Origin of the sequence: Bradyrhizobium sp. WSM1253 (assembly GCF_000244935.1) — a bacterium.
GTDB lineage: Bacteria > Pseudomonadota > Alphaproteobacteria > Rhizobiales > Xanthobacteraceae > Bradyrhizobium > Bradyrhizobium canariense.
In genome coordinates, this window is sequence record NZ_JH600073.1 from 3,651,048 (window position 1) to 3,672,114 (window position 21,067).

Here is a 21,067-nt window from a genome sequence, read left to right on the forward strand (position 1 = left end):
CCGCGCGAGAGCGGCAAACTGCCACAATTTGGAACAGGTACAGTGATGCGCAGCTCGAAGACCAGCAGTTCGATGGTTGGAGATCCCGGGCAAGGGTTCTGGCGGGCATTGAAATTGTCCGCTGTCGCACTCGGCATCGGTCTCGTCATGTCGGCTGGCGCCGCCCGCGCCGGTGACGACGGCGAGGACGATGACGATATGACCTTCGAAGAGAAGCTCATCGACAATCTGATGTCGGGCATCGGCGCCAAGAGCATGGAGAAGAAGGGTATTGAGTACCGTGAGCGGTCGCCGCTGGTGGTACCGCCCAAGCTCGACCTGCCGCCGCCCGCCGGCACCGAAGCCAAGAACGCGCCGAACTGGCCGAAGGACCCGGACGAAAAGCGCCGCAAGGAGGCCATCGCCCAGCGGAAAAAGGCCGTCAAGGCCACAGAGAACTGGCAGGCAGGCCGGACGTTGTCGCCCGCCGAGATGGAGGTCGGCAGGACAGCCGCACCCGAGCGCACGAGCAACGACCCCATCCAGCCGGGCACCAACGGCAACCCGTCGCTCAGCCCCGCCCAACTCGGTTTCACCGGCGGTCTGTGGGGCATGATGTCGAACAACAAGGGCGAGGCGAAGCAATTCACGACCGAGCCGCCGCGCCAGTCGCTGGTCGAGCCACCGCCGGGCTACCAGACGCCGTCGCCGAGCTACGCCTATGGCGCCGGAGAGGACAAGACGAGGCGGACCTATTTCGACATCATGTCCGGGAAGGACAAGGAACAATAACGCTCCTGTCACTTTGCGATATCCCGACAGACGCGGTCCCGCGCCGACGGCTCGTGCGCGCCGGACGCGGTCTTTAATTGCTTATCAGTAACTTGCGCCCGAGTTGAGTTCTCTGCTTCGTGACGCGAAGCGTTTGCCGCACGGTGTACCATGCCGTGCCTCCGAGCCGGACATCCGGGCTCGGCCTTTCATAAGGATCATGATGTCCTCTTACCGATCGGCTGCCCGCCTCCTTGCCGCGCTGCTTTCGACGAGTGTCCTCACGGCCGGCGCATCTCTTGCGCAGACCACGGTGACATCGGCTCCGCCCGCCAGCTTCACGCTTGGAAACGGCATGCAGGTCGTGGTGATTCCCGACCACCGCACGCCCGTCGTCACGGAAATGATCTGGTACAAGGTCGGCTCGGCGGACGAGACGCCGGGCAAGTCCGGGCTCGCGCACTTCCTCGAGCACCTGATGTTCAAGGGCACATCGAAGCATCCGGTCGGCGAATTCTCCCAGACCGTGCTCCGCGTCGGGGGCAACGAGAACGCCTCGACCTCGGTCGACTACACCAACTATTACCAGCGCGTGCCGAAAGAGCAGCTGCCGACCATGATGGAGTTCGAGGCCGACCGCATGACCGGCCTGATCCTCAAGGACGAGAACGTGCTGCCCGAGCGCGACGTGGTGCTCGAAGAATACAACATGCGCGTCGCCAACAATCCGGACGCGCGGCTGAACGAGCAGATCATGGCCGCGCTCTATCTCAACCATCCCTACGGCCGGCCGGTGATCGGCTGGCACCAGGAGATCGAGAAGCTCGATCGCGAGGATGCGCTCGCCTTCTACCGCCGCTTCTATGCGCCGAACAACGCGATCCTGGTGATCGCGGGCGACGTCGAGGCCGCCGACATCCGCCCGCTGGTGGAGCGCAATTTCGGCTCCATCCCGGCCCAACCCGCGATCCCGGCCCGCCGTGTCCGCCCGCAGGAGCCGGAGCCCGCGGCGCCGCGCACCGTGACCCTTGCGGATCCGCGCGTCGAGCAACCCGGCTTGCGGCGCTATTACCTGGTGCCCTCGGCGACCACGGCTGCGGCCGGCGAAAGCGCGGCCCTCGACGTGCTGGCGCAGCTAATGGGCAGCGGCAACAATTCCTATCTCTACCGTGCGCTCGTGGTCGACAAGCCGCTCGCGGTCTCCGCCAGCGCCAGTTATTCGAGCATCTCGCTCGACCCGACCCAGTTCGCGATCTCGGCTTCGCCCAAATCCGGCGTCAGCTTCGCCGAGATCGAGCAGGTGGTCGACGGCGTCATTGCCGACATCGCGCAGAATCCGATCCGTGCCGAGGATCTCGAGCGGGTCAAGACCCAGCTCATCGCCGAGGCGATCTACGCCCAGGACAACCAGGCGGTGCTGGCACGCTGGTATGGCGGCGCACTGACCACGGGCCTGTCGATCGAGGACATCCGGAGCTGGCCAGATCGCATCCGCGCGGTCACCGCCGAGCAGGTCCGCACCGTCGCGCAGAAATGGCTCGAGAAGAAGCGCTCAGTGACAGGCTATCTGATCAAGGACACCGCGACCACCAAACGCGAGGAGAAGCGTTCGTGACCTATCCCTTCCTTCGACGCGTTGCGTTCTCCTTTGCCACCGGCGCGGCACTCGCGCTCGCTACCGTCTCGCCGTCGCAGGCGGCTGCAAAGATCCAGCACTTGACGTCGCCGGGCGGCATCGAGGCCTGGTTCGTGCAGGATGCGACCGTACCGCTGATCGCCATGGAATATTCCTTTGCCGGCGGCTCGGCCCAGGATCCCAAGGACAAGTCGGGCGTCGCCAATCTGGTCGGCGATCTCCTCGACGAAGGCTCCGGCGATCTCGATTCCAAGACCTTCCATGAGCGGCTCGATCGCCGCGCCATCGAGCTCTCCTTCTCCGCCACCCGCGACACGTTCCGCGGCAGCCTGCGCATGCTGCGCGACAACAAGGACGAGGCCTTCGACCTGCTGCGGAGCGCGCTGACCTCGCCGCATTTCGAAACCGCCGATGTCGAACGCATTCGCTCGCAGGTAATCTCGGGCCTGCGCCGCGAGACCACCAACCCGACCTCGCTGGCGAGCCGCAAATTCCTGGAAGTCGCCTTCGGCGAACATCCCTACGGCCGGCAGTCCAACGGCAACCTCGACAGCGTTCCGACCATCACGATCGCCGACATGAAGGACTATGTCGGCCGCGTGCTCGCCAAGGACACGCTGAAGATCGCGGTGGTTGGCGACGTTGATCCCGATACGCTCGGCAAGCTGCTCGACCACACGTTTGGCAGCCTGCCCGCCAAGGCCAATCTCGTGCCGGTCCCCGACGTCGAGGCCGCCAAGCCGCCGCAACGCGCCTTCGTGACGCTCGACGTTCCCCAGACCGTGATCACCTTCGGCGGCCCCGGGGTGAAGCGCAGCGATCCGAACTTCATGGCGGCCTATGTCGTCAACCACATCCTCGGCGGCGGCGGGTTGTCCTCGCGGCTTTATCGCGAGGTGCGCGAGAAGCGCGGGCTGGCCTATTCGGTGTTCGAATCGCTGCTCTGGATGGAGCATTCGGCGGTCTTCATCGGCAATACCGGCACCCGCGCCGACCGCGCAGGCGACACCATCGACGCCATCGACAAGGAAGTGCGTCGGATCGCCGAGGAAGGCCCGACGCAGAAGGAGCTCGATGAGGCCAAGTCCTACCTCAAGGGCTCGCAGATGCTGGCGCTCGATACCTCCTCGAAGCTCGCGCAGGCGCTGCTGCAATATCAGCAGGACAAGCTGCCGATCGACTACATCGAGAAGCGCAACGCCGTCGTCGATGCGGTCACCATGGATGACGCCAAGGCGGCCGCAAAGCGCCTCTGGGGCCAGGGCCTCCTGACCGTCGTCGTCGGCCGCGCTCCGCAGGCGGCGGCGCAACCGGCAGCCGCACCGGTGACGAAGTCGAACTGACGTCTTTCGTACGCTTCTGAAATGGCCGGGCTCGCCCGGCCATTTGCATTCCGGGCGCCATTGCCGAACCTAGGCGTCCGGGATATGTCCGGGCATCACGAATGGTGCCACCATGCTGCGGATATCCCGCGATCTCGTCATCGACGAGGACGACATCGAGATCGGCTTTGTCCGCGCCTCCGGCCCCGGCGGGCAGAACGTCAACAAGGTCGCGACCTCGGCGCAATTGCGCTTCGACACCCGCAAACTGACGCTGCCGGAGGATGCCGCGTTGCGCCTGGCCCGGCTCGCAGGGCAGCGCATGACCAAGGACGGCGTCATCGTGATCCAGGCCCAACGCTTCCGCACCCAGGAGCGCAACCGCCAGGACGCCATCGACCGCCTTACGGAGATGCTCGGCGAAGCCATGATCCGGCCGAAGCCACGGCGCGCGACAAAGCCGACCTTTGGGTCCAAGCAGCGCCGGCTCGAGGGCAAGAAGCGCCGCAGCGACATCAAGTCGAAGCGCGGCGGGCATTTCGAGGATTGACCGATTGACGAAAAAACCTCCGGCCGCAATGCGACCGGAGGTTTGCCGTTTCGCTGGCTGCGTCAGTAGCGCTTGCCGGTCGCAGCACCGCCCGACACGGAATCGTCAGCCGTGCCCTTGTGCGTCGCGCTGCCGGTGGTGCCGACCGTGCCCTTCGTACCCTTGGTCGACTTCATGCCGACCTTCTCACCCGCGGCTCCCTGCTGTGCGCCGAGATCCTCTTCATCGCCGCTCGAGGCACCGCCCTGCATGGTCTTGCCCTGCGCGCTGCCACGCAACTTGGTGTCCGACGATACGCCTTGTGCGAGAACCGGTCCCACCAGCAGTGCGGAAAGAGCGCATGCGATTACAGAGGTCTTCACTACCTTCATCCATTTCTCCTGGATTTTGTTCGCGATGAGCGGTTGGTGTTTTCGCCGTTCGCCTGGACTGGACCATCCCATCGCGCAGAGAGCCGAACGGCGCAGTCGCCATGCAATCCGGATCGTGTGGTCATCGTTGAGGGATTTCGCGGCGGTTTCGCGGAATTGTGCTCCTCATATGCGGCGGTGCGGAACAAGTTGCGGACCGCGAACGCGACGCTCGGGCTCGCGGGGTCGTCAACGACGGCCCCCGCGACCGGCGCGATCGTCCAATGTCTTCAGTGCGATAGGCCCCCCTTTTCCCCAGGGCGCCACGCGCCTGTTGCTCACCACATGCTTTTGACGCAACACGGCCTAGAATAGCGTCCCGAATCTGAAATCGAACTCATGCCCGTCCGCCAATTGCCAGAACAGGTCGTCAACCGCATCGCCGCCGGCGAGGTGGTCGAGCGTCCCGCGAGCGTGGTCAAGGAACTGGTCGAGAACGCCATCGATGCCGGCGCCAGCCGCATCGACGTCTTTACCGATGGCGGCGGGCGCCGGCGTATCGGCATCACCGACGACGGCGGCGGCATGACCGCCAGGGACCTCTCACTGGCGGTCGAGCGTCACGCCACCTCCAAGCTCGACGACGAGGACCTGCTGCAGATCCGCACGCTTGGATTCCGCGGCGAGGCGCTGCCCTCGATCGGCTCCGTGGCGCGGCTCTCCATCACCACGCGGCATGCCAGCGAGCCGCATGCCTGGGCGCTCAATGTCGAGGGCGGCGAGAAGTCCGAGATCATGCCGGCCGCGCTCGCGCACGGCACGCGGGTCGAGGTCAATGACCTCTTCTACGCCACGCCGGCGCGGCTGAAGTTCTTGAAGACCGACCGGACCGAGGCGGAAGCGATCCGTGAGGTGGTGCGGCGCCTCGCGATGGCGCGGCCCGAAATCGCCTTCACGCTCGCGGGCGAAGAGCGCGCCCCGGTGACCTGGGCTGCCGCACTGCCCGGCGTCGCCGGTCGCCTCACGCGTCTCGGCGACATCCTGGGGGCAGAGTTCCGCAGCCATGCCATCGAGGTCCATGCCGAGCGCGAGGGCGTGGTGGTCGCCGGCTATGCCGCAGCGCCCGCGCTGACCAAAGCCAACGCGCTTGGGCAATATCTCTTCGTCAACGGCCGCCCGGTGCGCGACAAGCTGATCTTAGGGGCGGTACGCGGGGCCTATGCCGATTATCTGCCGCGCGATCGTCATCCGGTGCTGGCGCTGTTCGTCACGCTCGATCCGCGCGAGGTCGACGCCAACGTGCATCCGGCCAAGACCGAGGTGCGCTTCCGCAACGCCGGCCTCGTCCGCGCGCTGATCGTGCACGGATTGAAGGAAGGGCTTGCACGGGAGGGCCGGCGTACGGCCGCCAACAGCGGCGAGAGCGCGCTGTCGTCGTTCCGCCCCGCATTCACGCCGCGCCCGGCAAGCTGGGACTGGCGGGCGTCGCCATCCGCCCCGGTCGCGCCGATGCCGTCATTCGACGGTGCGGCTGCGCCCACCTTCGCCGAGCGCGCGCAGGCTGCGTTCGATGTCGGTGCGCCCAGTGCGGACGTGCGGATCGAAACGCAGCCCGCCGGCGATCTGGTCCACCGCCCGCTCGGCGCGGCGCGCACGCAAATCCACGAGACCTATATCGTCTCGCAGACCCGCGACGGCCTCATCATCGTCGACCAGCACGCCGCGCATGAACGCATCGTCTACGAGCGGCTGAAGGCTTCGCTGGCAGCCAACGGCGTGCAGCGGCAGATCCTGCTGATCCCCGAGATCGTCGAGATGGACGAGGCCACGGTGGAGCGCCTGCTGGAGCGCAGCGAGGAGCTGGGGTCGTTTGGTCTTGCGATCGAATCCTTCGGCCCCGGCGCGGTCGCGGTGCGCGAGACGCCGTCGCTGCTCGGTAAGACCAATGCGGGCGGGCTGTTGCGCGATCTTTCCGAGCATATGGCCGAGTGGGACGAGGCGCTGCCGCTGGAGCGCCGTCTGATGCACGTCGCCGCCACCATGGCCTGCCACGGCTCGGTGCGCGCCGGCCGCAGGCTGCGGCCGGAGGAGATGAACGCCCTGCTCCGCGAGATGGAGGACACCCCGAACTCCGGCCAGTGCAATCACGGCCGCCCGACCTATGTCGAGCTGAAGCTGAGCGACGTGGAGAAGCTGTTCGGGCGGAGGTAATTCGAAATTACGGTCGCTTCAAAAACACGAATTCCGTGTCGTCATAAGGGCGCCGCTCCAATTCCTCGAAGCCTTCCGGCGTGACGAACTGCGCAGCCTTCGCCTCTTCCACGACGAGCAGCGCGCCCGGCGTCAGCCAGCCGCCGTCGCGCAGGCTCGCAAGCGCCTTCTCCGCAAACCCCTTGCCATAGGGCGGATCGAGGAACACCAGCGAGAACGGCTCGACCGGATGCGCAGGCCCGAGATCGGTCGCATCACGACGATAGACTTTTGTCACGCCACCCAAGCCCAGCGTCTCGACATTATTCCGCAGCAGGGCGCGCGCCTCCGCGCCGTTGTCGACGAACAGCACGAATTTCGCGCCGCGTGACGACGCCTCGATGCCCAGCGCGCCGGTGCCGGCGAAGAGATCGAGCACGCGCGCATCCGCAATCGGATCGTCATAGGCGTGCACGAGGATGTTGAACACGGACTCGCGCAGGCGGTCCGCCGTGGGGCGGATGTCGCGCGAGGACGGTGAGGCCAGATTGCGCCCCTTCAATCGACCGCCGACGACGCGCAACGTCAGTCCTCCTTCGGCGCCAGATCGCGCTTGCCGTGATAGCCGCGCTTGGGACGGCGCGGCGGGCCGTAGCCGCTGGCCTCAGCCTCGTTGCGCTCGCGCGCTTCCTCGCTGCCGGTGCGTTGCACCAGGACGCGGCGGCCCTTGCGGTCGTTGATCACGCCGCGCTTGCTCGCGGGCTTCTTCTCGCGCGGCGCGTCGTCTCCCTCATGCGAGGCAGATTTCTGCGGCACGTCGAACTGCGCACCCGATTTCTCGATGATCTTTTCGCCGAGCTGGTCGCGCAGCACGCGGGACTTGATCTCCTCGACCTGGCCCTCGGGGACCTCGCCGAGCTGGAACGGGCCGTAGGAGACCCGGATCAGCCGGTTCACCTCGAGTCCAAGATGAGCGCAGACATTGCGCACTTCGCGGTTCTTGCCCTCGCGGATCGCGAAAACCAGCCAGACATTGGCGCCCTGGTCACGCTCCAGCGTCGCGTCGATCGGACCGTATTTGACGCCCTCGATCTCGATGCCGTTCTTCAGCTCGTCGAGCTGCGCCTGCGTGACGTCGCCATGGGCGCGGACACGGTAGCGGCGCAGCCAGCCGGTGTCCGGCAGCTCGAGCGTGCGCGCGAGCCCGCCATCGTTGGTGAGCAGCAGCAGGCCCTCGGTGTTGAAGTCGAGCCGGCCGACGCTGATCAGCCTCGGCAGACCTTCGGGCAAATTGTCGAATACGGTCGGACGCCCCTCGGGATCGTCATGGGTCGTCATCAGGCCGCGCGGCTTGTGATAGAGGAACAGCCGCGTGCGCTCGCGCTCCGGCAACGGCTTGCCGTCGACGGTGACGACATCGTTCGAGGTGATGTCGAGCGCCGGCGAGTTGATGACACGGCCGTTGACGCTGACGCGGCCCTGCGTGACCATCTCCTCGGCATCGCGGCGCGAGGCAAGGCCCGCACGCGACAGCACCTTGGCGATACGCTCGCCAGCTTTCTTCGGCTTGACCTCTTCCTCGCGGCGCGGCCGCCGCTCGGAATCACGATCACGGTCGCGATAGGCGCCGCGACCGCCGAAGGCGGGACGTTTCTCGAAGATCCTGCTCTCGTCCTCGTTTTCGCGGCGTGGACGATCGCCGGTGCGAGCTTCGCTGCGGGGATGCTCGTGCCAGTCGGAGCGGCCCTCGGAGCGCTCGCGCGGACGATCGAATTTCGGGCGATCGCCGCCGCGATCGAACCTGGGACGATCATCGCGCGGACGATCGAATTTGGGCCGCTCGCGGAATGGACGGTCACCCGATGGACGATCGTCGCGCGAACGCGAAAAGCGCGGACGGTCGTCGCCGCCGCCTTGCCGATCGTCGCGCTTCTGCCAAGGCTTGTCCTGACCGCGGTCGCTGCCGCCAAAATCCTTGCGCGGACCCTTGCTGAAGTCCTTGCGCGGCGGCCGGTCGCCGCGTGGGGCCGCATCGCGCTTCTGCCAGGGTTTCGAATCGCTGCGCTCGCTGCGATTGCGGTCCGGTGCGCCGCGCGAAAACTTTCGCTCGCCATCGAACTTGCGTTCCGGACGGTCGCCACGCGGCGCGTAAGGTCGCTTGTCGCCAAACTTCGTGTCACCGGTTCGGCCGGCCGGACGGGAATCGTCGCGATCCCTGCGCGGCGGACGGTCATCACGGCCATAGGACGGGCGATCACCGCGCGGCTTGAACGACCGCTTCTCGCCATCGCGCGAGGGGCGATCAGAAAATGGGCGGTCGCCCCGGGGCTTGAACGGGCGCTTCTCGCCGTCGCGCGACGGACGATCCGAAAACGGACGGTCTTCACGCGGCTTGAAGGGCCGATCGCCACGCGGCTTGAAGCTGCGCTCACCACGATCTTCGCCGCGCGGCCGGTCTTCCCGATTGAACTTCGGACGGTCGCTGAAGTCGCGGCGCGGGGCATCGCCCTCCTCGCGGCGGCGGACCGGTCGGCTGTCACGGTCGCCGCGGGGCGGGCGGCTGTCGCCCTTGCCCTCGAAGCCGCGCTTGGCGAACTTCTTCTCGGGGCCCCGCGCCTTGCCGGAACGGCCGCCCTTGGCCGGGCCGCGATCACGACGGCCGCGGGAATCGTTGTCTTTGTCGCTGTCGCGAGGCATGAATAATCTCACTCAGGGGGTGGCCAGAAAGCATTGTGCGCGCTCGTTTCGAGCCGCATGCTCAGGCAAATTCGGTAAGCACTTCTGCTGAAGGCGCAGCTACTAGCAGGTTTCTCGCGATGATACGAGGCTTGAAAGCCCCCTCTTTCATGGATTTGGCGCTCAAAACGGCCGAAAACGCCGGAAAGGCGGGCGAAGTTCCGATCGGATGCGTCGTGGTCCGCAATTACGAGGTCATCGCCACCGCGGCGAACCGGACGCTGACCGACTACGACCCCACGGCGCATGCCGAGATCGTTGCGCTGCGCGAGGCGGCCAAAAAGATCGGCAGCGAGCGCCTGGTCGACTGCGACCTCTACGTGACGCTGGAGCCCTGCACCATGTGTGCGGGCGCGATCTCGTTTGCAAGGGTGAGGCGCCTGTATTACGGCGCCGCCGACCCCAAGGGCGGAGCGGTTGAATCAGGCGTGCGGTTCTTCACCTCGCCGACCTGCCATCACGTCCCGGATGTCTATTCCGGGGTCGGCGAAAGCGAGGCGGCGCGGCTGCTCAAGGACTTCTTTCGCGAGCGGCGCTAAGGCGCGGCAAAGAACTCGCGCAGCGCCTTCGCGGTCACATCCGGGTTCTCCTCGGTGAGGAAGTGCCCCGAATCCACCGGCATGCCATCCACGTTGGTCGCCCATTGCTGCCAGATGTCGAGCGGGGTGGCGGCGGCTTGCGCCACCCCGGCATTGCCCCACAGCGCCAGCATCGGAATCGTGATCTTCTTGCCGGCCTCGAAATCGGCCTTGTCGAGATCGTAGTCGAAATAGGCGCCGGCGCGATAATCCTCGCACATCGCATGCACGCGGGCGGGATCGCGGAATGGGGCGATGTAGTGTTCGAGCGCGCGCTCGTCGATGGCCTCCAGCGTCTTCGATTTGGTCTGGCTCGCCATCTTGAAGCGCAGGAAGAACTCGCCATTGCTCGCGACCAGCGTCTCCGGCAACGGGGCCGGCTGCGCCAGAAAGGTCCAGTGATAGATCTTCAGCGCGTAGGCGCGGTTCATCCGCTCCCAGTAATTATAGGTCGGCAGGATATCGAGCACCGCAAGCTTCGACAGCCGGCCGGGATGATCGAGCGCAAGGCGATAGGAGACGCGGCCGCCGCGATCGTGGCCGGCGAGTGCGAAGTGCACGTGGCCGAGGCGCTCCATCGCCTCGACCATGGCCTTGGCCATCGCGCGCTTGCTGTAGGGCATGTGCAGCGCATCGCTCTCGGGCATGTCGGACCAGCCATAGCCGGGTAGATCGGCGATGATCAGCGTGAACTGGTCGGCCAGCTGCGGCGCGACGCGGTGCCACATCACGTGGGTCTCGGAGAAGCCGTGCAGCAGCAACAGCGGCGGTCCCTTGCCGCCGACGCGGGCGAAGATGCGGCCGAGGGAGGTGTTGATCCATTCGGAGGCGAAGCCGGGATAGAGGTCGGCGAGATCGGACATCTTCTGCATCCTTATCTGTCAGCGTGGGCTGTTCGGTCTTGAGAATGCCCCAAAACAAAAAAGTCGAAAAACAACCCCATGCACAGTAGCTAAGTCCAACAGCCGCCTACACAATTTCGGAGTGCCGACGGCGCGGGCGGAAATTGCGCGCGCGTGCGAAAAAAGCCTGTCAGCCCTTGGACTTCTCGGCGTCCACCGCCTGCCAGCCGATGTCGCGGCGGCAGAAGCCTTCCGGCCAGTTGATGCGGTCGACGGCTTGATAGGCGCGGGCCTGCGCTTCCGTCACGGTCTTGCCGAGCGCGCAGACATTGAGCACGCGGCCGCCATTGGCGAGGATGGCGCCGTCCTTCTCGACCGTGCCGGCGTGAAAAATCTCGGCGGTCTCGACCTTCGCGGCGTCGTCGAGCCCCTCGATCCGCGTACCCTTCTGATAGTCGCCGGGATATCCCTTCGCCGCCATCACCACCGTGAGTGCGGCTTCCGGATACCAGCGGAGGTCAAAGTTCTTCAGCTGGCCGTCGCAGGCGGCGAGGAAGGCCGGCACGATGTCCGACATCATCCTGAGCATCAGCACCTGGCACTCGGGATCGCCGAAGCGCACGTTGAACTCGAACAGCTTCGGGCCTTGCGTCGTCAGCATGATGCCGGCGTAGAGGATGCCGCGAAACGGCGTGCCGCGCTGCTTCATGCCTGATACCGTCGGCAGGATGATCTTGGCCATGATCGCGTCGTGGATCGCCGGCGTCACCAGCGGCGTCGGCGAATAGGCGCCCATGCCGCCGGTGTTCGGACCGACGTCATGGTCGAACACGCGCTTGTGGTCCTGCGCGGAGGCCAGCGGAATGGCGGTCTCGCCGTCGCACAGCGCGAAGAAGCTGATCTCGCGGCCCGGCAAAAACTCCTCGATCACGACCTCGGCGCCGGCCTCGCCAAAGCCGCCCTCGAACATCATGGCGATGGCGTCCTCCGCCTCTCGCACCGACTTGGCGACGACGACGCCCTTGCCGGCGGCAAGACCGTCGGCCTTGACCACGATCGGCGCGCCCTGGCTCTGGACGTAGGCACGCGCATCCGCGGCGTTGGTGAATCGCTTGTAGGCGCCGGTCGGAATGCCGAATTCAGTGCACAGCGCCTTGGTGAAGCCCTTCGAGCTTTCGAGCTGGGCGGGGATCCTGTTCGGCCCGAACGCCTTGATGCCGGCGGCGGTGAGGTCATCGACGATACCGGCCGCCAGCGGCGTCTCCGGGCCGACCACCACGAGCTCGACCGCATTCGCCTTGCAGAAATCGATCACGGCGGCATGGTCGGCAACATCCAGCGCCACGCATTCCGCCTCGCGCGCGATCCCGGCATTGCCCGGCGCGCACCAGAATTTGGTCACCAGGGGGGAGGCTGCGATCTTCCACGCCAGAGCATGTTCGCGGCCGCCGGAACCGAGCAGGAGAATGTGCATCGAGGGCTCAGAATGAGGGGTTTGCTGGGGCGGAGGTCGCACGAATCGGGGTGCGGCTCAAGGGGTGTTGCCTCATTCACCCCGTCATTCCGGGACGCCGCGAAGCCGCGGGCCCGGGATAAATGGGGCCGCGCCACGCGCAGAGCGGTCGGCGATGCTCCGGAATCTATGTCCACTTTCGGCGGAATGACGAACATCGCCGAAGCTGCGACCGCCGCGATGCACAGGAGTGATCACCGTCTCTACGGCGAGTGCCAGCAGCCTTCTCCATCCGATGAGCTTCTGACGAGATGTCCCAGAGCCCACGCGAGCATTAGTCGGAGCGCATGGCGCATGTGTCCAAATAGCATTTATACAATTCGATTATTCAAACTTGGCTTCCATATTTTGCACCGCCGAACACCTGAATTGCATCTTTGCTCGCTTAAGACCATTGCCAACAGTCGCCTCTCTTGACGCGGAGGGCTTTCCCGTTGAAACTCAACCTATGTGCGAGAAGCACTAGCCAGCGGATAACAACTTCACCATGCCGGGGGGAGATGCCAATCTCCTCTCACCTTCGCAACGGCCTCTGACTACAGTTATCCGCTGGCGCACATCCTTGCAGTGCAAATGAATGAAATATCTTATAGAGCGCGAAATCGAACGGGAGGCGAAGAAGAGGCTCGCCGCTTATTCGCGCGCTCAGTACTATGTGCACAAATACCGTGTCGCGTTTTCAAAGCGAACTGGCAAAAAAGCGAAAGCGCCCGCACACACGTTGCCCAAGCAATGGAGTTTTCACAAACACTTTGATCCCCGTTACTGTCTCAATCATTCGTCTTTTTTGGCCAGCGGCATTTGGAGCAGCTTGCAGGCGAATACATATCGTCCAGTAGTCGCATCAAGGTCGGCTTGGCGAAAATAGCAGCAACGTATGAGCGGCATATTAGCGAAACACAAGTGAATCACACGAGCATGGATTATACTCATTGGCGATATGATTCTGCTAAACCCAATGGGCTTTACGCCCGCAACGCGTTCGCCTGCTTCCAGCGGCGTAATTTTCGCACAAGTGCGTTTGCACGGGCTCCGCGATGTTATGGTCTAAGTGCCTGTACCAGTCCTGCCAATGGGCTAAACCTGCTTCCCCGCAATAATCTCCTGCAACGTCGCCACATGCCGCGCAAAGGCGACGCGGCCGGCCGCAGTCGCGGTCACCGTGGTCTGCGGCTTCTTGCCGACGAACGCCTTCTCCACCGACACGTAGCCCGTAGGATGGGTTGAGCCCTTGCGAAACCCATCGCACTTGTTTCGTGATAACGTCCGTCATGACCTCGTACCGCCGCAACTTCGTTTCGGGTGGGTGTTTCTTCTTCACCGTCAACCTGGCGGAGCGGAAGCTAGCGTTGCTGACGGATCATATCGGGTTGTTGCGCACGGCGTTGCGTGAAACGCACCGACGCCATCCATTCACGACCGATGCCATCGTGGTGCTGCCGGATCACCTTCACACGGTGTGGACGTTGCCAGAAGGTGATGCCGATTTTGGAATGCGCAGGCAGTTGATCAAATCCACCTTTTCGCGCGGTCTGGCGCGCAACGAGAGGATATCCCCAAGCCGCGCGGCTAGAGGTGAACGGGGCATCTGACAACGCAGATATTGGGAGCATACCATTCGCGACGAAGCCGATTTCGGCGCTGCATGTAGACTATGTTCATATCAATCCGGTCAAGCACGGGCTCGTCGACAGAGTCCGTGACTGGGCGCCCTCCTCGCTTCATCGCCACATAAAGCTCGGCAATTATCCGGCCGATTGGGCCGGCGATCAGTCGGATGACGGCCGCGATTTCGGAGAACGGGGATAGAGAAGCGATGGGTTTCGCAAGGGCTCAACCCATCCTACGAGCTGAAGACGTCAGCTAGGAAGCCAAGAGCGGGCGCTTCCGGAACCATCATCGCTCGATCATCCCGCAGGCCCCGCTCGCCGAGTCGCACAACGGGCGTGAATAGTATGATGTATGCAAGATCCTGCTTGCGCGGCGAGACGCCGGCAGCGTCTCCGCAAATGTCCGTGCTTGATCTCGACCAATGGCTCTGTTTGGATAGTTGCGTTTCGCGCAACTCGTATTCGGATAATCATAGTGAATGAAAGAGATGGATACCGGCGTTCAATGGATGCTCTTTCACAAGAGAAAGCATCCGTGACCCTCTACCGTACCGGCATCGGGAATCGGCTATTGGCGGCGCTGCCGCCGGCGGATCTCGGCTTGCTCACGCCCCACTTCCAGAAGGTCTCCTTTGAGCCAGATGCCGTTCTGGTGCGCTCGGGGGATGAGATGGACCCGGTCTATTTTCCCCATAGCGGCGCAATCGCCTTCATGCTCGATATGCCGGACGGGCAAACGGTCGCAACCACCTTGATGGGACGGGAAGGCGCTTTGGCCTCTTTCTCCGTACTCGGCCCATCGCTTTCATCCGTGACCGCGATTGCACGCATGGCGGGCACAGCATCATTGATTTCCGCCGCCAAATTTCGGGATGCCTATGCGCAAAGCGCGGCCATCAGGAATGTCGTTCAGCTCCACGCCCGCGCGGTGTTATTGCAACTCCAGCACGTAGCCGCTTGCAACGCGCTGCACCGGGTGGATGGCCGCATGGCGCGGTGGCTTCTGCAGCTTCACGACCGCGTTCCCGATGACCTCCTCCCGGTGACGCAGGAGGCGCTTGCGCAATTGCTTGGGGTCCGGCGGACGACAGTGACTCTGACGATGAGCAAGCTACGCGAGGCCGGAGCCGTCCCCTCCGACCGGCGCGGATTTGTTGAGATCGACCGGGCGCGACTCGAGAGGGTCGCATGCGACTGCTATGCGCTTATGCAGCGCAAGATCGATCGGATGTATTGCCAGGAATTGTCGGCGCCCCAGCCTACCCGTGCGCCGTTCCGGGAAAACGCCATCGTCTCGTCCGGCGGAGCGAGGGGTGAATCCAGAGCCGTTTCGCGGGCGGAGAAGTAGAGACCATGCGATGACCGCCTTCGGTCAGAAGCTGCCATTAGGTAGCAGTCGGCGCAGATCCGCAACGGGTCACAAGCCGTCGATCACGCCCGTGGTGGGAGACTTCCGCTTTGCGTTAGTAAGCCGACGTTTATGAATACACGTCCTAGCTCTGCTTCCCCGCGATGATCTCCTGCAATGTCGCAACATGCCGCGCGAAAGCGACGCGGCCGGCGGCGGTGGCGGTGACGGTCGTCTGCGGCTTCTTGCCGACGAAGGCCTTCTCCACCGACACGTAGCCTGCCTTGGCCAGCGTCTCGATATGCGGGCCGAGATTGCCGTCGGTGGCGCCGGTGAGCTTCTTCAGCCGCGCGAATTCGGGGCGAGGCGAGTCATCTCATGGCTTGACATCGTAGGAATGAATGTCGCTCGCCATATCATTTGACTGTGAAGTTCTCCTTCACACCCTGTGAGTTTTATCCTGGATAGCCCCTATCGAGCATGCGTCCTATCTCTCCTCAGCAATTTCAAAGCTCTCACAGGAGACACTGAGATGAACGACATCCCCGCAAAGCGCGATGAACTCCACCAGAAAGAAGTTTATTCGCCGCCTTCTCGACGGCTTTCTGAGCAGAACGCGGGCGGATTACATCGTCGAGCGTTTCTAGCTGCAAGTGCAGGCGCCACGGTTCTGCTTGGGGGCCCGAGTTCTGCGCAGGTCCAATCCCCGGTTGCCTCTGCTCCAACGGGTTCGGGCACAATGCCAAGCAATGTCAGAGTGGAACGCGTGGACGGCTCAATTCTGCTGATCGGCATTCGGCAGGAGACCGACCGTGTCGACCTATCAAGCGTCATTGGCTTGGGTCGCCTGATGTATATGCTCGACCACGATGACGCGCTGCGCGTCGCAGTCCTCTACTCCCAAGGCTCCGACTTCGTTGGCGGTGTGCTCGATCCTGACAGTTGGGCGCCAGTCTTGCGCACGGGCAAGTTCCCGGAAATGTCTGAGTTCATCAATCCCGTCGGCACGATACCTCCTCGCAGGCAGAAGCCACTCGTCGTCGCCGTCCAGGGCAAATGCCAGGGTGCAGGCCATGAGCTTTTCCTGGCGGCAGATGTCCGCGTTGCAGCGAGCGATACCGTGTTCGCCCAACCAGAGGTCACCCGCGGACACTTCCCTGCTGGGGGTGCACCGATCACGTTCGTCCGGGAAGCGGGTTGGGCAAATGCGATGCGCTACATGCTGATAGGCGACGAATGGAGCGCCGATGAGGCCTACCGAATGGGATTGGTTCAATACGTGACGCCGCCCGGAAAGCAACTTGATCGGGCGATCGCAGTCGCTCGCAGGATATCGGCCGCGGCTCCGCTTGGAATTCGAGCGACAATCGCGTCGGCCCATCGCGCGCTGAGCGAAGGTCAGGAAGCCGCGTACGCGGCGCTGTTTCCTGAACTGGCTCGATTGGCTCAGAGCGACGATCACCAGGAATATTTCCGGGCGCTTGGGGAAAAGCGTGCTCCCGCCTTCCGCGGGCGCTGACCGCCACACCGGGGCGGCCGAGTGAGTGCAGGCGTCAACGGCGCCGAGACTTGGCGTGATGGTCAATGAAAGCGCGCAGTTTCGGCAAGATTTGGCGCTTGCTCGGATAATAGAGAAAAAGGCCGGGAGTTGTCGTGCCAAAGCGCGTCAACACCGCCTGCAATCGGCCCTCCGAGATATGAGCCTTAACAGGTGGGCCAGGCACCTGCGCAAGTCCCAAACCCTCCACTGCCGCTTCGATCAGCGTCGGATAATCGTGCGCGACAAGCGGACCCGAGACGACTGCCTCGATCGTTCTGTTGCCGTCGAGAAACGACCACGGCACGACTGATCCGTTCGGCCGGCGCAGACGCAGGCAGGCATGGCCACGCAGGTCGTCGATAAGCTTCGGTCGTGTCCGTGCGCGCAGATAATCGGGACTCCCGACAACGACGAACGGGAAGGGCTGGGAAAGCCTGACCACAATCATGTCGGCGTCGATGAACTGACCCATCCGGATGCCGGCGTCAAATCCTCCGGCGGCGAGATCTACTCGCTCCTCGCTGGCAGCAATCTCCACTTCGATCTCGGGATAAGCCTTGCAGAACGAGAGGATGACCGGCTGCAGGATCAGCGGAACGACCGCTCTGGGAACGGCGAGCCGCAAAAGCCCGACGGGACGTTGCCCGAGTTCGCGCACGGCAGCTCCGGCCGCGATGAGCTCTTCAAAGGCTGGTCTGGCGCGGGACAGGAATTGCTCGCCAGCTTGAGTGAGGCCGACACTGCGCGTTGTGCGAACGAACAGGGCAACGCCCATGCGCGCCTCGAGCGCGCGCACCGCCTGGCTCATCGCCGATGGGGTGATGCCCAGCTCTGCGGCCGCCTTTCGAAAGCTGCGGTGCCGGGCAACGCTGAGGAATGCCTCCACACCATCGATCGTGCCCTGCTTCATTGTGAAGTTCTGCTTCATGGCTTGTCCACTTTATAGCGGATAGTGGACCGACGAAAGCTTTCTTAAGTTCAGTTGCAGAGCGAGACGCCACGCCGGCGGGTGACTTGGTTGCCTATCGCGCCAGAGTCGGAGCCTGAAAACGATGACGCAAGTCCGGAACGCCGCCCTCACCTTCATCCTCATAGGAGCCCTTGCCATGACTGAAGCATCCATTGCCCAAACACAAAACCTATCGCCCGTAACAACTGGGGTGATGGTTATCCTGACGGCCAAGAGCAACGTCACACGCGAACAGGTCATGGCTGTAATGCCGGCCGAAGTCCGACAGACCGTGCAGCTCTACGTCGGCGGGAAAATCCGGGAATGGTTCTCGCGTGCCGATGGCCGCGGTGCTGTCTTCTTGCTCGACACCAGGGATGTGGCGGAAGCGCACGCGATCATGGATGATCTGCCGCTGGCCCGGGCCTCGTCGATCACGAGTACATCGCGGTCGGTCCGTTGCTGCCCCTTCGGTTGCTTCTGGCCAGCCCGGAACGCCCGCAATAGCGAGGAGGCAGAGAAATGCCCGCCATCAACCTGCCATTTGTTCTGAGCGTCGTCGGCGCCTTCCTGACAAGTTCAGCGATCGGTTACATCTATGTCTGGCCATGGCTGCGTAGCCTGCCGCGATTTGAGGCTTTGCGATTGATTGCGGCCTTTCATGCCTTCAGATTCTTTGGGATGAATTTCCTGGTGACTGGATTTGTGTCGCCGGAATTGAATCCGGATTTCGCCCGTCAGGTCGGATGGGGCGATTTCATCGCCGCGGCCTTGGCCCTTGGCTCGATGGCGGCACTCTCCCGGCGCTGGTCGATCGCCATTCCAGCTGTTTGGGTCTTCAATGTCTGGGGCACGATCGACCTCCTGAACGCATACTACATGGGAGTGACACAACTCAGAGATCCCGGTCTGATGGGCGCAGGGATTTACGTGCCCGCACTTTACGTCCCCTTGCTACTTGTCAGTCACGTTCTGATCTTTCTGCTTCTGTTTAAGGTCGGACCAGCGGAAGAATACTCGTCGACTCCGGCGCCGGCTCGCAACTAAGTCTCTTCGCATCCCGTACAACCCGGTGACGTATGCGCAGCATAGCGATGTGGGCCTGGTGGCAAGCGAACAACGAGCGCGCCAGCTTCGGAAGATCAGACCTATTGGAAGATCAGACCTGCTTCCCCGCAATGATCTCCTGCAACGTCGCGACATGCCGCGCGAACGCGCCGCGGCCTGCCGCGGTGGCGATGACCGTGGTCTGCGGCTTCTTGCCGACGAAGGCTTTTTCCACCGATACGTAGCCCGCCTTGGCCAGCGTCTCGATATGCGCGCCGAGATTGCCGTCGGTCGCGCCGGTGAGCTTCTTCAGCCGGGAAAACTCCAATCCTGTCGCGGCCGGCAGCGCGTTCAGTGCCGCCATGATCTTCAGCCGCAACGGCTGGTGGATGATGTCGTCGAGCTCGGCCATCAGATCCGCCGCATCCAGAGGCCGCCGAGGATCAGGCCTCCGCCATTGACGAAGGCCATCCAGAGCGGGAACGCCTCGCCGATGTAGAAGTAGCCGATCAGCGTCAGCGCGGAGATGCCGACACCGATCGCCATGAAGGCATAGCCGAACCAGAGACCGGCCAGCGTATAGAACAGCATGAAGTAGAGCGGCCAGAACGTGCCGAGCTGGCGCGGGCCGAAGTGACCGATCACGTTGGTGCACAGATAACCGAAGGCGAAGAACAGCACGAACACCAGAAGCAGTCTGACGTTGAAAGCGGCGCCATGGGAGTGATGCGGCGGATTGAAAATGCGCAGCGCCACCAGACCGCCGGCGCCCAAAGTGTCCGCGGCGACCCAGGCGTAGACCGCATAGACCGGCCAAAGCCAGGTCACGAGATTGGCCGCGAACACCAAGAGGCCCCACCAGACGGCAGCAAAGCTCGCCAGCTCATAGAGCTGCGATTGCTTCACGCGCTGGACGATGTCGTCGATATCGGCCAGCGCCGCGGACGCTTCCTTGCTGTCGATCATGACTGCCTTGCCCCGCGCGTCGCCACATCGTCGGCGATGACCGAAATCGCCTTCGGGTTGGTGACGATGCCCATATGGTTGATGCCGTCGATGATCTTGACATCGACCGACGGTTTGATGGCCTGCACGACTTCCGCATATTTGTCCGAGATCATCATCTCGTCCTCGGCGCCGCCGAAGATCGTGACCGGACGTGTCGTCGCCGGAAGATCGATGCGATAGCCGCGCGTCGCGAAATTGCGCGTCAGGCGATCGGAATAGGTGGAGACGAGGTACTTTGCCGAAGTCGCGGGCACGGCGAGCGCGAGCACCGGAAGCTGCGAACAGCAGTCGATGCCGAGCTTGCGCAGCGTGGCGAGCGCGAAGAAGCGCGGCAGGTCGACATTGGCCCAGCCGCCGGCATGCGGCTTATTGGTCGGGGCGTCATAGCCGAGATAGGGCGCGAGCAGCACGGTGCGCACGAACATGTCCTGCATGATCGGCGTCGCGGCGATGCGCAGCGAGAAGCCGGCGCCGGCGGAATGGCCGATCAAGGTGAGCGGCAGCTCCGGCGCGGCCTTGCGCACCTCGGCGACGAAATCGACGAGGTCGTCTTCGAGCTGGCCGACATAGCCGATGTCGCCGCGCGTGCCGGAGCCGCCATGGCCGCGGATGTCGAGCGCCCAGGTCTCCACTCCGCGCGAGGCGATGGCATGGGTCAGGGCATGATTGACGGTGCCGCTGGAGCCGGACGAGCCATGGATGAAGATCGCGCCGCGGCCGGTCGCGGGGCCGTTGGCAGCGTAGTGGCGGAAACCGATCCAGGTGCCGTCGCGGGCCTGGAAGCGCTCTAGGGGCGGGAGGGTGGACCAATCGATGCCCTTGGAGGAGTCGGAGACCGATCGCATCTCGGGCGGCCGCGTCAGCGGGGTTGCGATCATCGCGGCCAGGATCAGCGCCACGGCGCCGACCGCACAGAGGGCCCATTTCATTCCGTTCAACACGCCGCGCAGCAATCGAACTGCCATGATCCACTCCCCTCAAACCGATCAACTATAGAGAACTCTATATGACAGAGTACTCTCTTGGTCAATCCCCGGATTGGCGCGGCGCCGCAAAAATCCTTAACGTCGGGTCTGATCCCCAAATGCCGAATCGTTT

General features: G+C 63.7%; 19 protein-coding genes and 3 pseudogenes. 11 read left to right on the forward strand and 11 right to left on the reverse strand.

Annotation, left to right across the window (positions count from 1 at the left end; all coding sequences use genetic code 11):
* The first annotated feature begins 45 nt into the window (after positions 1-45).
* The 4 genes from BRA1253DRAFT_RS18735 (at position 46) to arfB (ending at position 4,258) form a co-directional block, all read left to right on the forward strand.
* On the forward strand, positions 46-771 hold the full coding sequence (locus BRA1253DRAFT_RS18735; RefSeq protein ID WP_007596887.1) for a hypothetical protein: 726 nt from the start codon (positions 46-48) through the stop codon (positions 769-771).
* Between the two features lie 199 nt (positions 772-970).
* On the forward strand, positions 971-2,365 hold the full coding sequence (locus tag BRA1253DRAFT_RS18740) for a pitrilysin family protein (protein ID WP_198288256.1): 1,395 nt from the start codon (positions 971-973) through the stop codon (positions 2,363-2,365).
* Positions 2,362-3,729 carry a pitrilysin family protein gene (locus tag BRA1253DRAFT_RS18745; RefSeq protein ID WP_007596890.1) on the forward strand — a complete coding sequence of 456 codons (1,368 nt, stop codon included), beginning with the start codon at positions 2,362-2,364 and terminating at the stop codon, positions 3,727-3,729. The genes BRA1253DRAFT_RS18740 and BRA1253DRAFT_RS18745 overlap by 4 nt, the downstream gene beginning before the upstream one ends.
* Before the next feature lie 112 nt (positions 3,730-3,841).
* Positions 3,842-4,258: an alternative ribosome rescue aminoacyl-tRNA hydrolase ArfB gene (arfB, locus tag BRA1253DRAFT_RS18750; RefSeq protein ID WP_007596892.1), complete on the forward strand. Its 417-nt coding sequence runs from the start codon at positions 3,842-3,844 to the stop codon at positions 4,256-4,258.
* 62 nt (positions 4,259-4,320) lie between these two features.
* On the opposite strand, the gene BRA1253DRAFT_RS18755 is transcribed toward arfB, so the two are convergent.
* Entirely contained in the window at positions 4,321-4,629 is a 309-nt protein-coding gene (locus BRA1253DRAFT_RS18755) for a hypothetical protein (protein ID WP_007596894.1), read from the reverse strand.
* Positions 4,630-5,007: 378 nt separating this feature from the next.
* Here BRA1253DRAFT_RS18755 and mutL point away from each other — a divergent pair, with 378 nt between their 5' ends.
* Positions 5,008-6,819, forward strand: coding sequence for a DNA mismatch repair endonuclease MutL (gene mutL, locus BRA1253DRAFT_RS18760; RefSeq protein ID WP_007596896.1), 1,812 nt, complete (start codon positions 5,008-5,010; stop codon positions 6,817-6,819).
* A gap of 7 nt (positions 6,820-6,826) precedes the next feature.
* On the opposite strand, the gene rsmD is transcribed toward mutL, so the two are convergent.
* Together rsmD and BRA1253DRAFT_RS18770 are read right to left on the reverse strand one after the other, a co-directional pair.
* Positions 6,827-7,381 (reverse strand): 16S rRNA (guanine(966)-N(2))-methyltransferase RsmD, encoded by a 555-nt coding sequence (gene rsmD, locus BRA1253DRAFT_RS18765; RefSeq protein WP_007596898.1) that lies wholly within the window; start codon positions 7,379-7,381, stop codon positions 6,827-6,829.
* A 2-nt stretch (positions 7,382-7,383) separates the two neighbouring features.
* Positions 7,384-9,495: a pseudouridine synthase gene (locus tag BRA1253DRAFT_RS18770; RefSeq protein ID WP_007596899.1), complete on the reverse strand. Its 2,112-nt coding sequence runs from the start codon at positions 9,493-9,495 to the stop codon at positions 7,384-7,386.
* A 119-nt stretch (positions 9,496-9,614) separates the two neighbouring features.
* Here BRA1253DRAFT_RS18770 and BRA1253DRAFT_RS18775 point away from each other — a divergent pair, with 119 nt between their 5' ends.
* Positions 9,615-10,073: a nucleoside deaminase gene (locus BRA1253DRAFT_RS18775; protein ID WP_007596901.1), complete on the forward strand. Its 459-nt coding sequence runs from the start codon at positions 9,615-9,617 to the stop codon at positions 10,071-10,073.
* Here the strand turns inward: BRA1253DRAFT_RS18775 and BRA1253DRAFT_RS18780 are convergent.
* The 3 genes and pseudogenes from BRA1253DRAFT_RS18780 to BRA1253DRAFT_RS18790 form a co-directional block, all read right to left on the reverse strand.
* Positions 10,070-10,975 carry an alpha/beta fold hydrolase gene (locus BRA1253DRAFT_RS18780; RefSeq protein ID WP_007596904.1) on the reverse strand — a complete coding sequence of 302 codons (906 nt, stop codon included), beginning with the start codon at positions 10,973-10,975 and terminating at the stop codon, positions 10,070-10,072. The two genes, BRA1253DRAFT_RS18775 and BRA1253DRAFT_RS18780, sit on opposite strands and share 4 nt — an antisense overlap.
* Positions 10,976-11,144: 169 nt before the next feature.
* Positions 11,145-12,428 (reverse strand): phosphoribosylamine--glycine ligase, encoded by a 1,284-nt coding sequence (gene purD, locus BRA1253DRAFT_RS18785; RefSeq protein ID WP_007596905.1) that lies wholly within the window; start codon positions 12,426-12,428, stop codon positions 11,145-11,147.
* A gap of 1,116 nt (positions 12,429-13,544) precedes the next feature.
* A pseudogene (locus BRA1253DRAFT_RS18790) lies at positions 13,545-13,679 on the reverse strand (transcriptional regulator); the annotation flags it as partial.
* Positions 13,680-13,738: 59 nt separating this feature from the next.
* Here BRA1253DRAFT_RS18790 and BRA1253DRAFT_RS18795 point away from each other — a divergent pair.
* A pseudogene (locus BRA1253DRAFT_RS18795) lies at positions 13,739-14,276 on the forward strand (transposase).
* Between the two features lie 306 nt (positions 14,277-14,582).
* Complete coding sequence (locus tag BRA1253DRAFT_RS18800) at positions 14,583-15,425, forward strand: Crp/Fnr family transcriptional regulator (RefSeq protein ID WP_007596912.1); 843 nt, start codon at positions 14,583-14,585, stop codon at positions 15,423-15,425.
* A gap of 145 nt (positions 15,426-15,570) precedes the next feature.
* Here the strand turns inward: BRA1253DRAFT_RS18800 and BRA1253DRAFT_RS18805 are convergent.
* A pseudogene (locus tag BRA1253DRAFT_RS18805) lies at positions 15,571-15,783 on the reverse strand (winged helix-turn-helix domain-containing protein); the annotation flags it as partial.
* A 174-nt stretch (positions 15,784-15,957) separates the two neighbouring features.
* On the opposite strand from BRA1253DRAFT_RS18805, the gene BRA1253DRAFT_RS18810 reads away from it, so the two are divergent.
* Positions 15,958-16,944 (forward strand): crotonase/enoyl-CoA hydratase family protein, encoded by a 987-nt coding sequence (locus tag BRA1253DRAFT_RS18810; RefSeq protein ID WP_007596913.1) that lies wholly within the window; start codon positions 15,958-15,960, stop codon positions 16,942-16,944.
* 34 nt (positions 16,945-16,978) lie between these two features.
* Here the strand turns inward: BRA1253DRAFT_RS18810 and BRA1253DRAFT_RS18815 are convergent, their stop codons facing one another.
* Complete coding sequence (locus BRA1253DRAFT_RS18815; protein WP_007596914.1) at positions 16,979-17,893, reverse strand: LysR substrate-binding domain-containing protein; 915 nt, start codon at positions 17,891-17,893, stop codon at positions 16,979-16,981.
* 178 nt (positions 17,894-18,071) lie between these two features.
* Here BRA1253DRAFT_RS18815 and BRA1253DRAFT_RS18820 point away from each other — a divergent pair, with 178 nt between their 5' ends.
* Both BRA1253DRAFT_RS18820 and BRA1253DRAFT_RS18825 read left to right on the forward strand, forming a co-directional pair.
* The gene (locus BRA1253DRAFT_RS18820) at positions 18,072-18,467 is read left to right on the forward strand and encodes a hypothetical protein (protein WP_245285944.1); all 396 of its coding nucleotides are present in this window, start codon (positions 18,072-18,074) and stop codon (positions 18,465-18,467) included.
* Positions 18,437-18,961, forward strand: a complete 525-nt coding sequence (locus BRA1253DRAFT_RS18825; RefSeq protein ID WP_007596916.1) for a hypothetical protein — start codon at positions 18,437-18,439, stop codon at positions 18,959-18,961. Before BRA1253DRAFT_RS18820 ends, BRA1253DRAFT_RS18825 begins: the two co-directional genes overlap by 31 nt.
* Before the next feature lie 112 nt (positions 18,962-19,073).
* Here the strand turns inward: BRA1253DRAFT_RS18825 and BRA1253DRAFT_RS18830 are convergent, their stop codons facing one another.
* The 3 genes from BRA1253DRAFT_RS18830 to BRA1253DRAFT_RS18840 are packed head-to-tail and all read right to left on the reverse strand — an operon-like array spanning position 19,074 to position 20,934.
* Positions 19,074-19,373: a transcriptional regulator gene (locus BRA1253DRAFT_RS18830; protein WP_007596917.1), complete on the reverse strand. Its 300-nt coding sequence runs from the start codon at positions 19,371-19,373 to the stop codon at positions 19,074-19,076.
* Positions 19,373-19,927 carry a hypothetical protein gene (locus BRA1253DRAFT_RS18835; protein WP_007596918.1) on the reverse strand — a complete coding sequence of 185 codons (555 nt, stop codon included), beginning with the start codon at positions 19,925-19,927 and terminating at the stop codon, positions 19,373-19,375. Before BRA1253DRAFT_RS18835 ends, BRA1253DRAFT_RS18830 begins: the two co-directional genes overlap by 1 nt.
* Positions 19,924-20,934, reverse strand: coding sequence for an alpha/beta hydrolase (locus BRA1253DRAFT_RS18840; protein WP_007596919.1), 1,011 nt, complete (start codon positions 20,932-20,934; stop codon positions 19,924-19,926). Before BRA1253DRAFT_RS18840 ends, BRA1253DRAFT_RS18835 begins: the two co-directional genes overlap by 4 nt.
* Positions 20,935-21,067 lie beyond the last annotated feature (133 nt).

What these genes read in the sequence shown, in the direction of transcription:
- BRA1253DRAFT_RS18840 (WP_007596919.1), bottom strand. Translation starts at nt 20,934, where the DNA reads ATGGCAGTTCGATTGCTGCGCGGCGTGTTGAACGGAATGAAATGGGCC.
- BRA1253DRAFT_RS18830 (WP_007596917.1), bottom strand. Translation starts at nt 19,373, where the DNA reads ATGGCCGAGCTCGACGACATCATCCACCAGCCGTTGCGGCTGAAGATC.
- BRA1253DRAFT_RS18735 (WP_007596887.1), top strand. Translation starts at nt 46, where the DNA reads ATGCGCAGCTCGAAGACCAGCAGTTCGATGGTTGGAGATCCCGGGCAA.
- BRA1253DRAFT_RS18800 (WP_007596912.1), top strand. Translation starts at nt 14,583, where the DNA reads ATGGATGCTCTTTCACAAGAGAAAGCATCCGTGACCCTCTACCGTACC.
- purD (WP_007596905.1), bottom strand. Translation starts at nt 12,428, where the DNA reads ATGCACATTCTCCTGCTCGGTTCCGGCGGCCGCGAACATGCTCTGGCG.
- BRA1253DRAFT_RS18780 (WP_007596904.1), bottom strand. Translation starts at nt 10,975, where the DNA reads ATGTCCGATCTCGCCGACCTCTATCCCGGCTTCGCCTCCGAATGGATC.
- BRA1253DRAFT_RS18820 (WP_245285944.1), top strand. Translation starts at nt 18,072, where the DNA reads ATGACTGAAGCATCCATTGCCCAAACACAAAACCTATCGCCCGTAACA.
- BRA1253DRAFT_RS18770 (WP_007596899.1), bottom strand. Translation starts at nt 9,495, where the DNA reads ATGCCTCGCGACAGCGACAAAGACAACGATTCCCGCGGCCGTCGTGAT.
- arfB (WP_007596892.1), top strand. Translation starts at nt 3,842, where the DNA reads ATGCTGCGGATATCCCGCGATCTCGTCATCGACGAGGACGACATCGAG.
- BRA1253DRAFT_RS18835 (WP_007596918.1), bottom strand. Translation starts at nt 19,927, where the DNA reads ATGATCGACAGCAAGGAAGCGTCCGCGGCGCTGGCCGATATCGACGAC.
- BRA1253DRAFT_RS18815 (WP_007596914.1), bottom strand. Translation starts at nt 17,893, where the DNA reads ATGAAGCAGAACTTCACAATGAAGCAGGGCACGATCGATGGTGTGGAG.
- mutL (WP_007596896.1), top strand. Translation starts at nt 5,008, where the DNA reads ATGCCCGTCCGCCAATTGCCAGAACAGGTCGTCAACCGCATCGCCGCC.
- BRA1253DRAFT_RS18740 (WP_198288256.1), top strand. Translation starts at nt 971, where the DNA reads ATGATGTCCTCTTACCGATCGGCTGCCCGCCTCCTTGCCGCGCTGCTT.
- BRA1253DRAFT_RS18755 (WP_007596894.1), bottom strand. Translation starts at nt 4,629, where the DNA reads ATGAAGGTAGTGAAGACCTCTGTAATCGCATGCGCTCTTTCCGCACTG.
- BRA1253DRAFT_RS18775 (WP_007596901.1), top strand. Translation starts at nt 9,615, where the DNA reads ATGATACGAGGCTTGAAAGCCCCCTCTTTCATGGATTTGGCGCTCAAA.
- BRA1253DRAFT_RS18810 (WP_007596913.1), top strand. Translation starts at nt 15,958, where the DNA reads ATGAACGACATCCCCGCAAAGCGCGATGAACTCCACCAGAAAGAAGTT.
- BRA1253DRAFT_RS18825 (WP_007596916.1), top strand. Translation starts at nt 18,437, where the DNA reads ATGCCCGCCATCAACCTGCCATTTGTTCTGAGCGTCGTCGGCGCCTTC.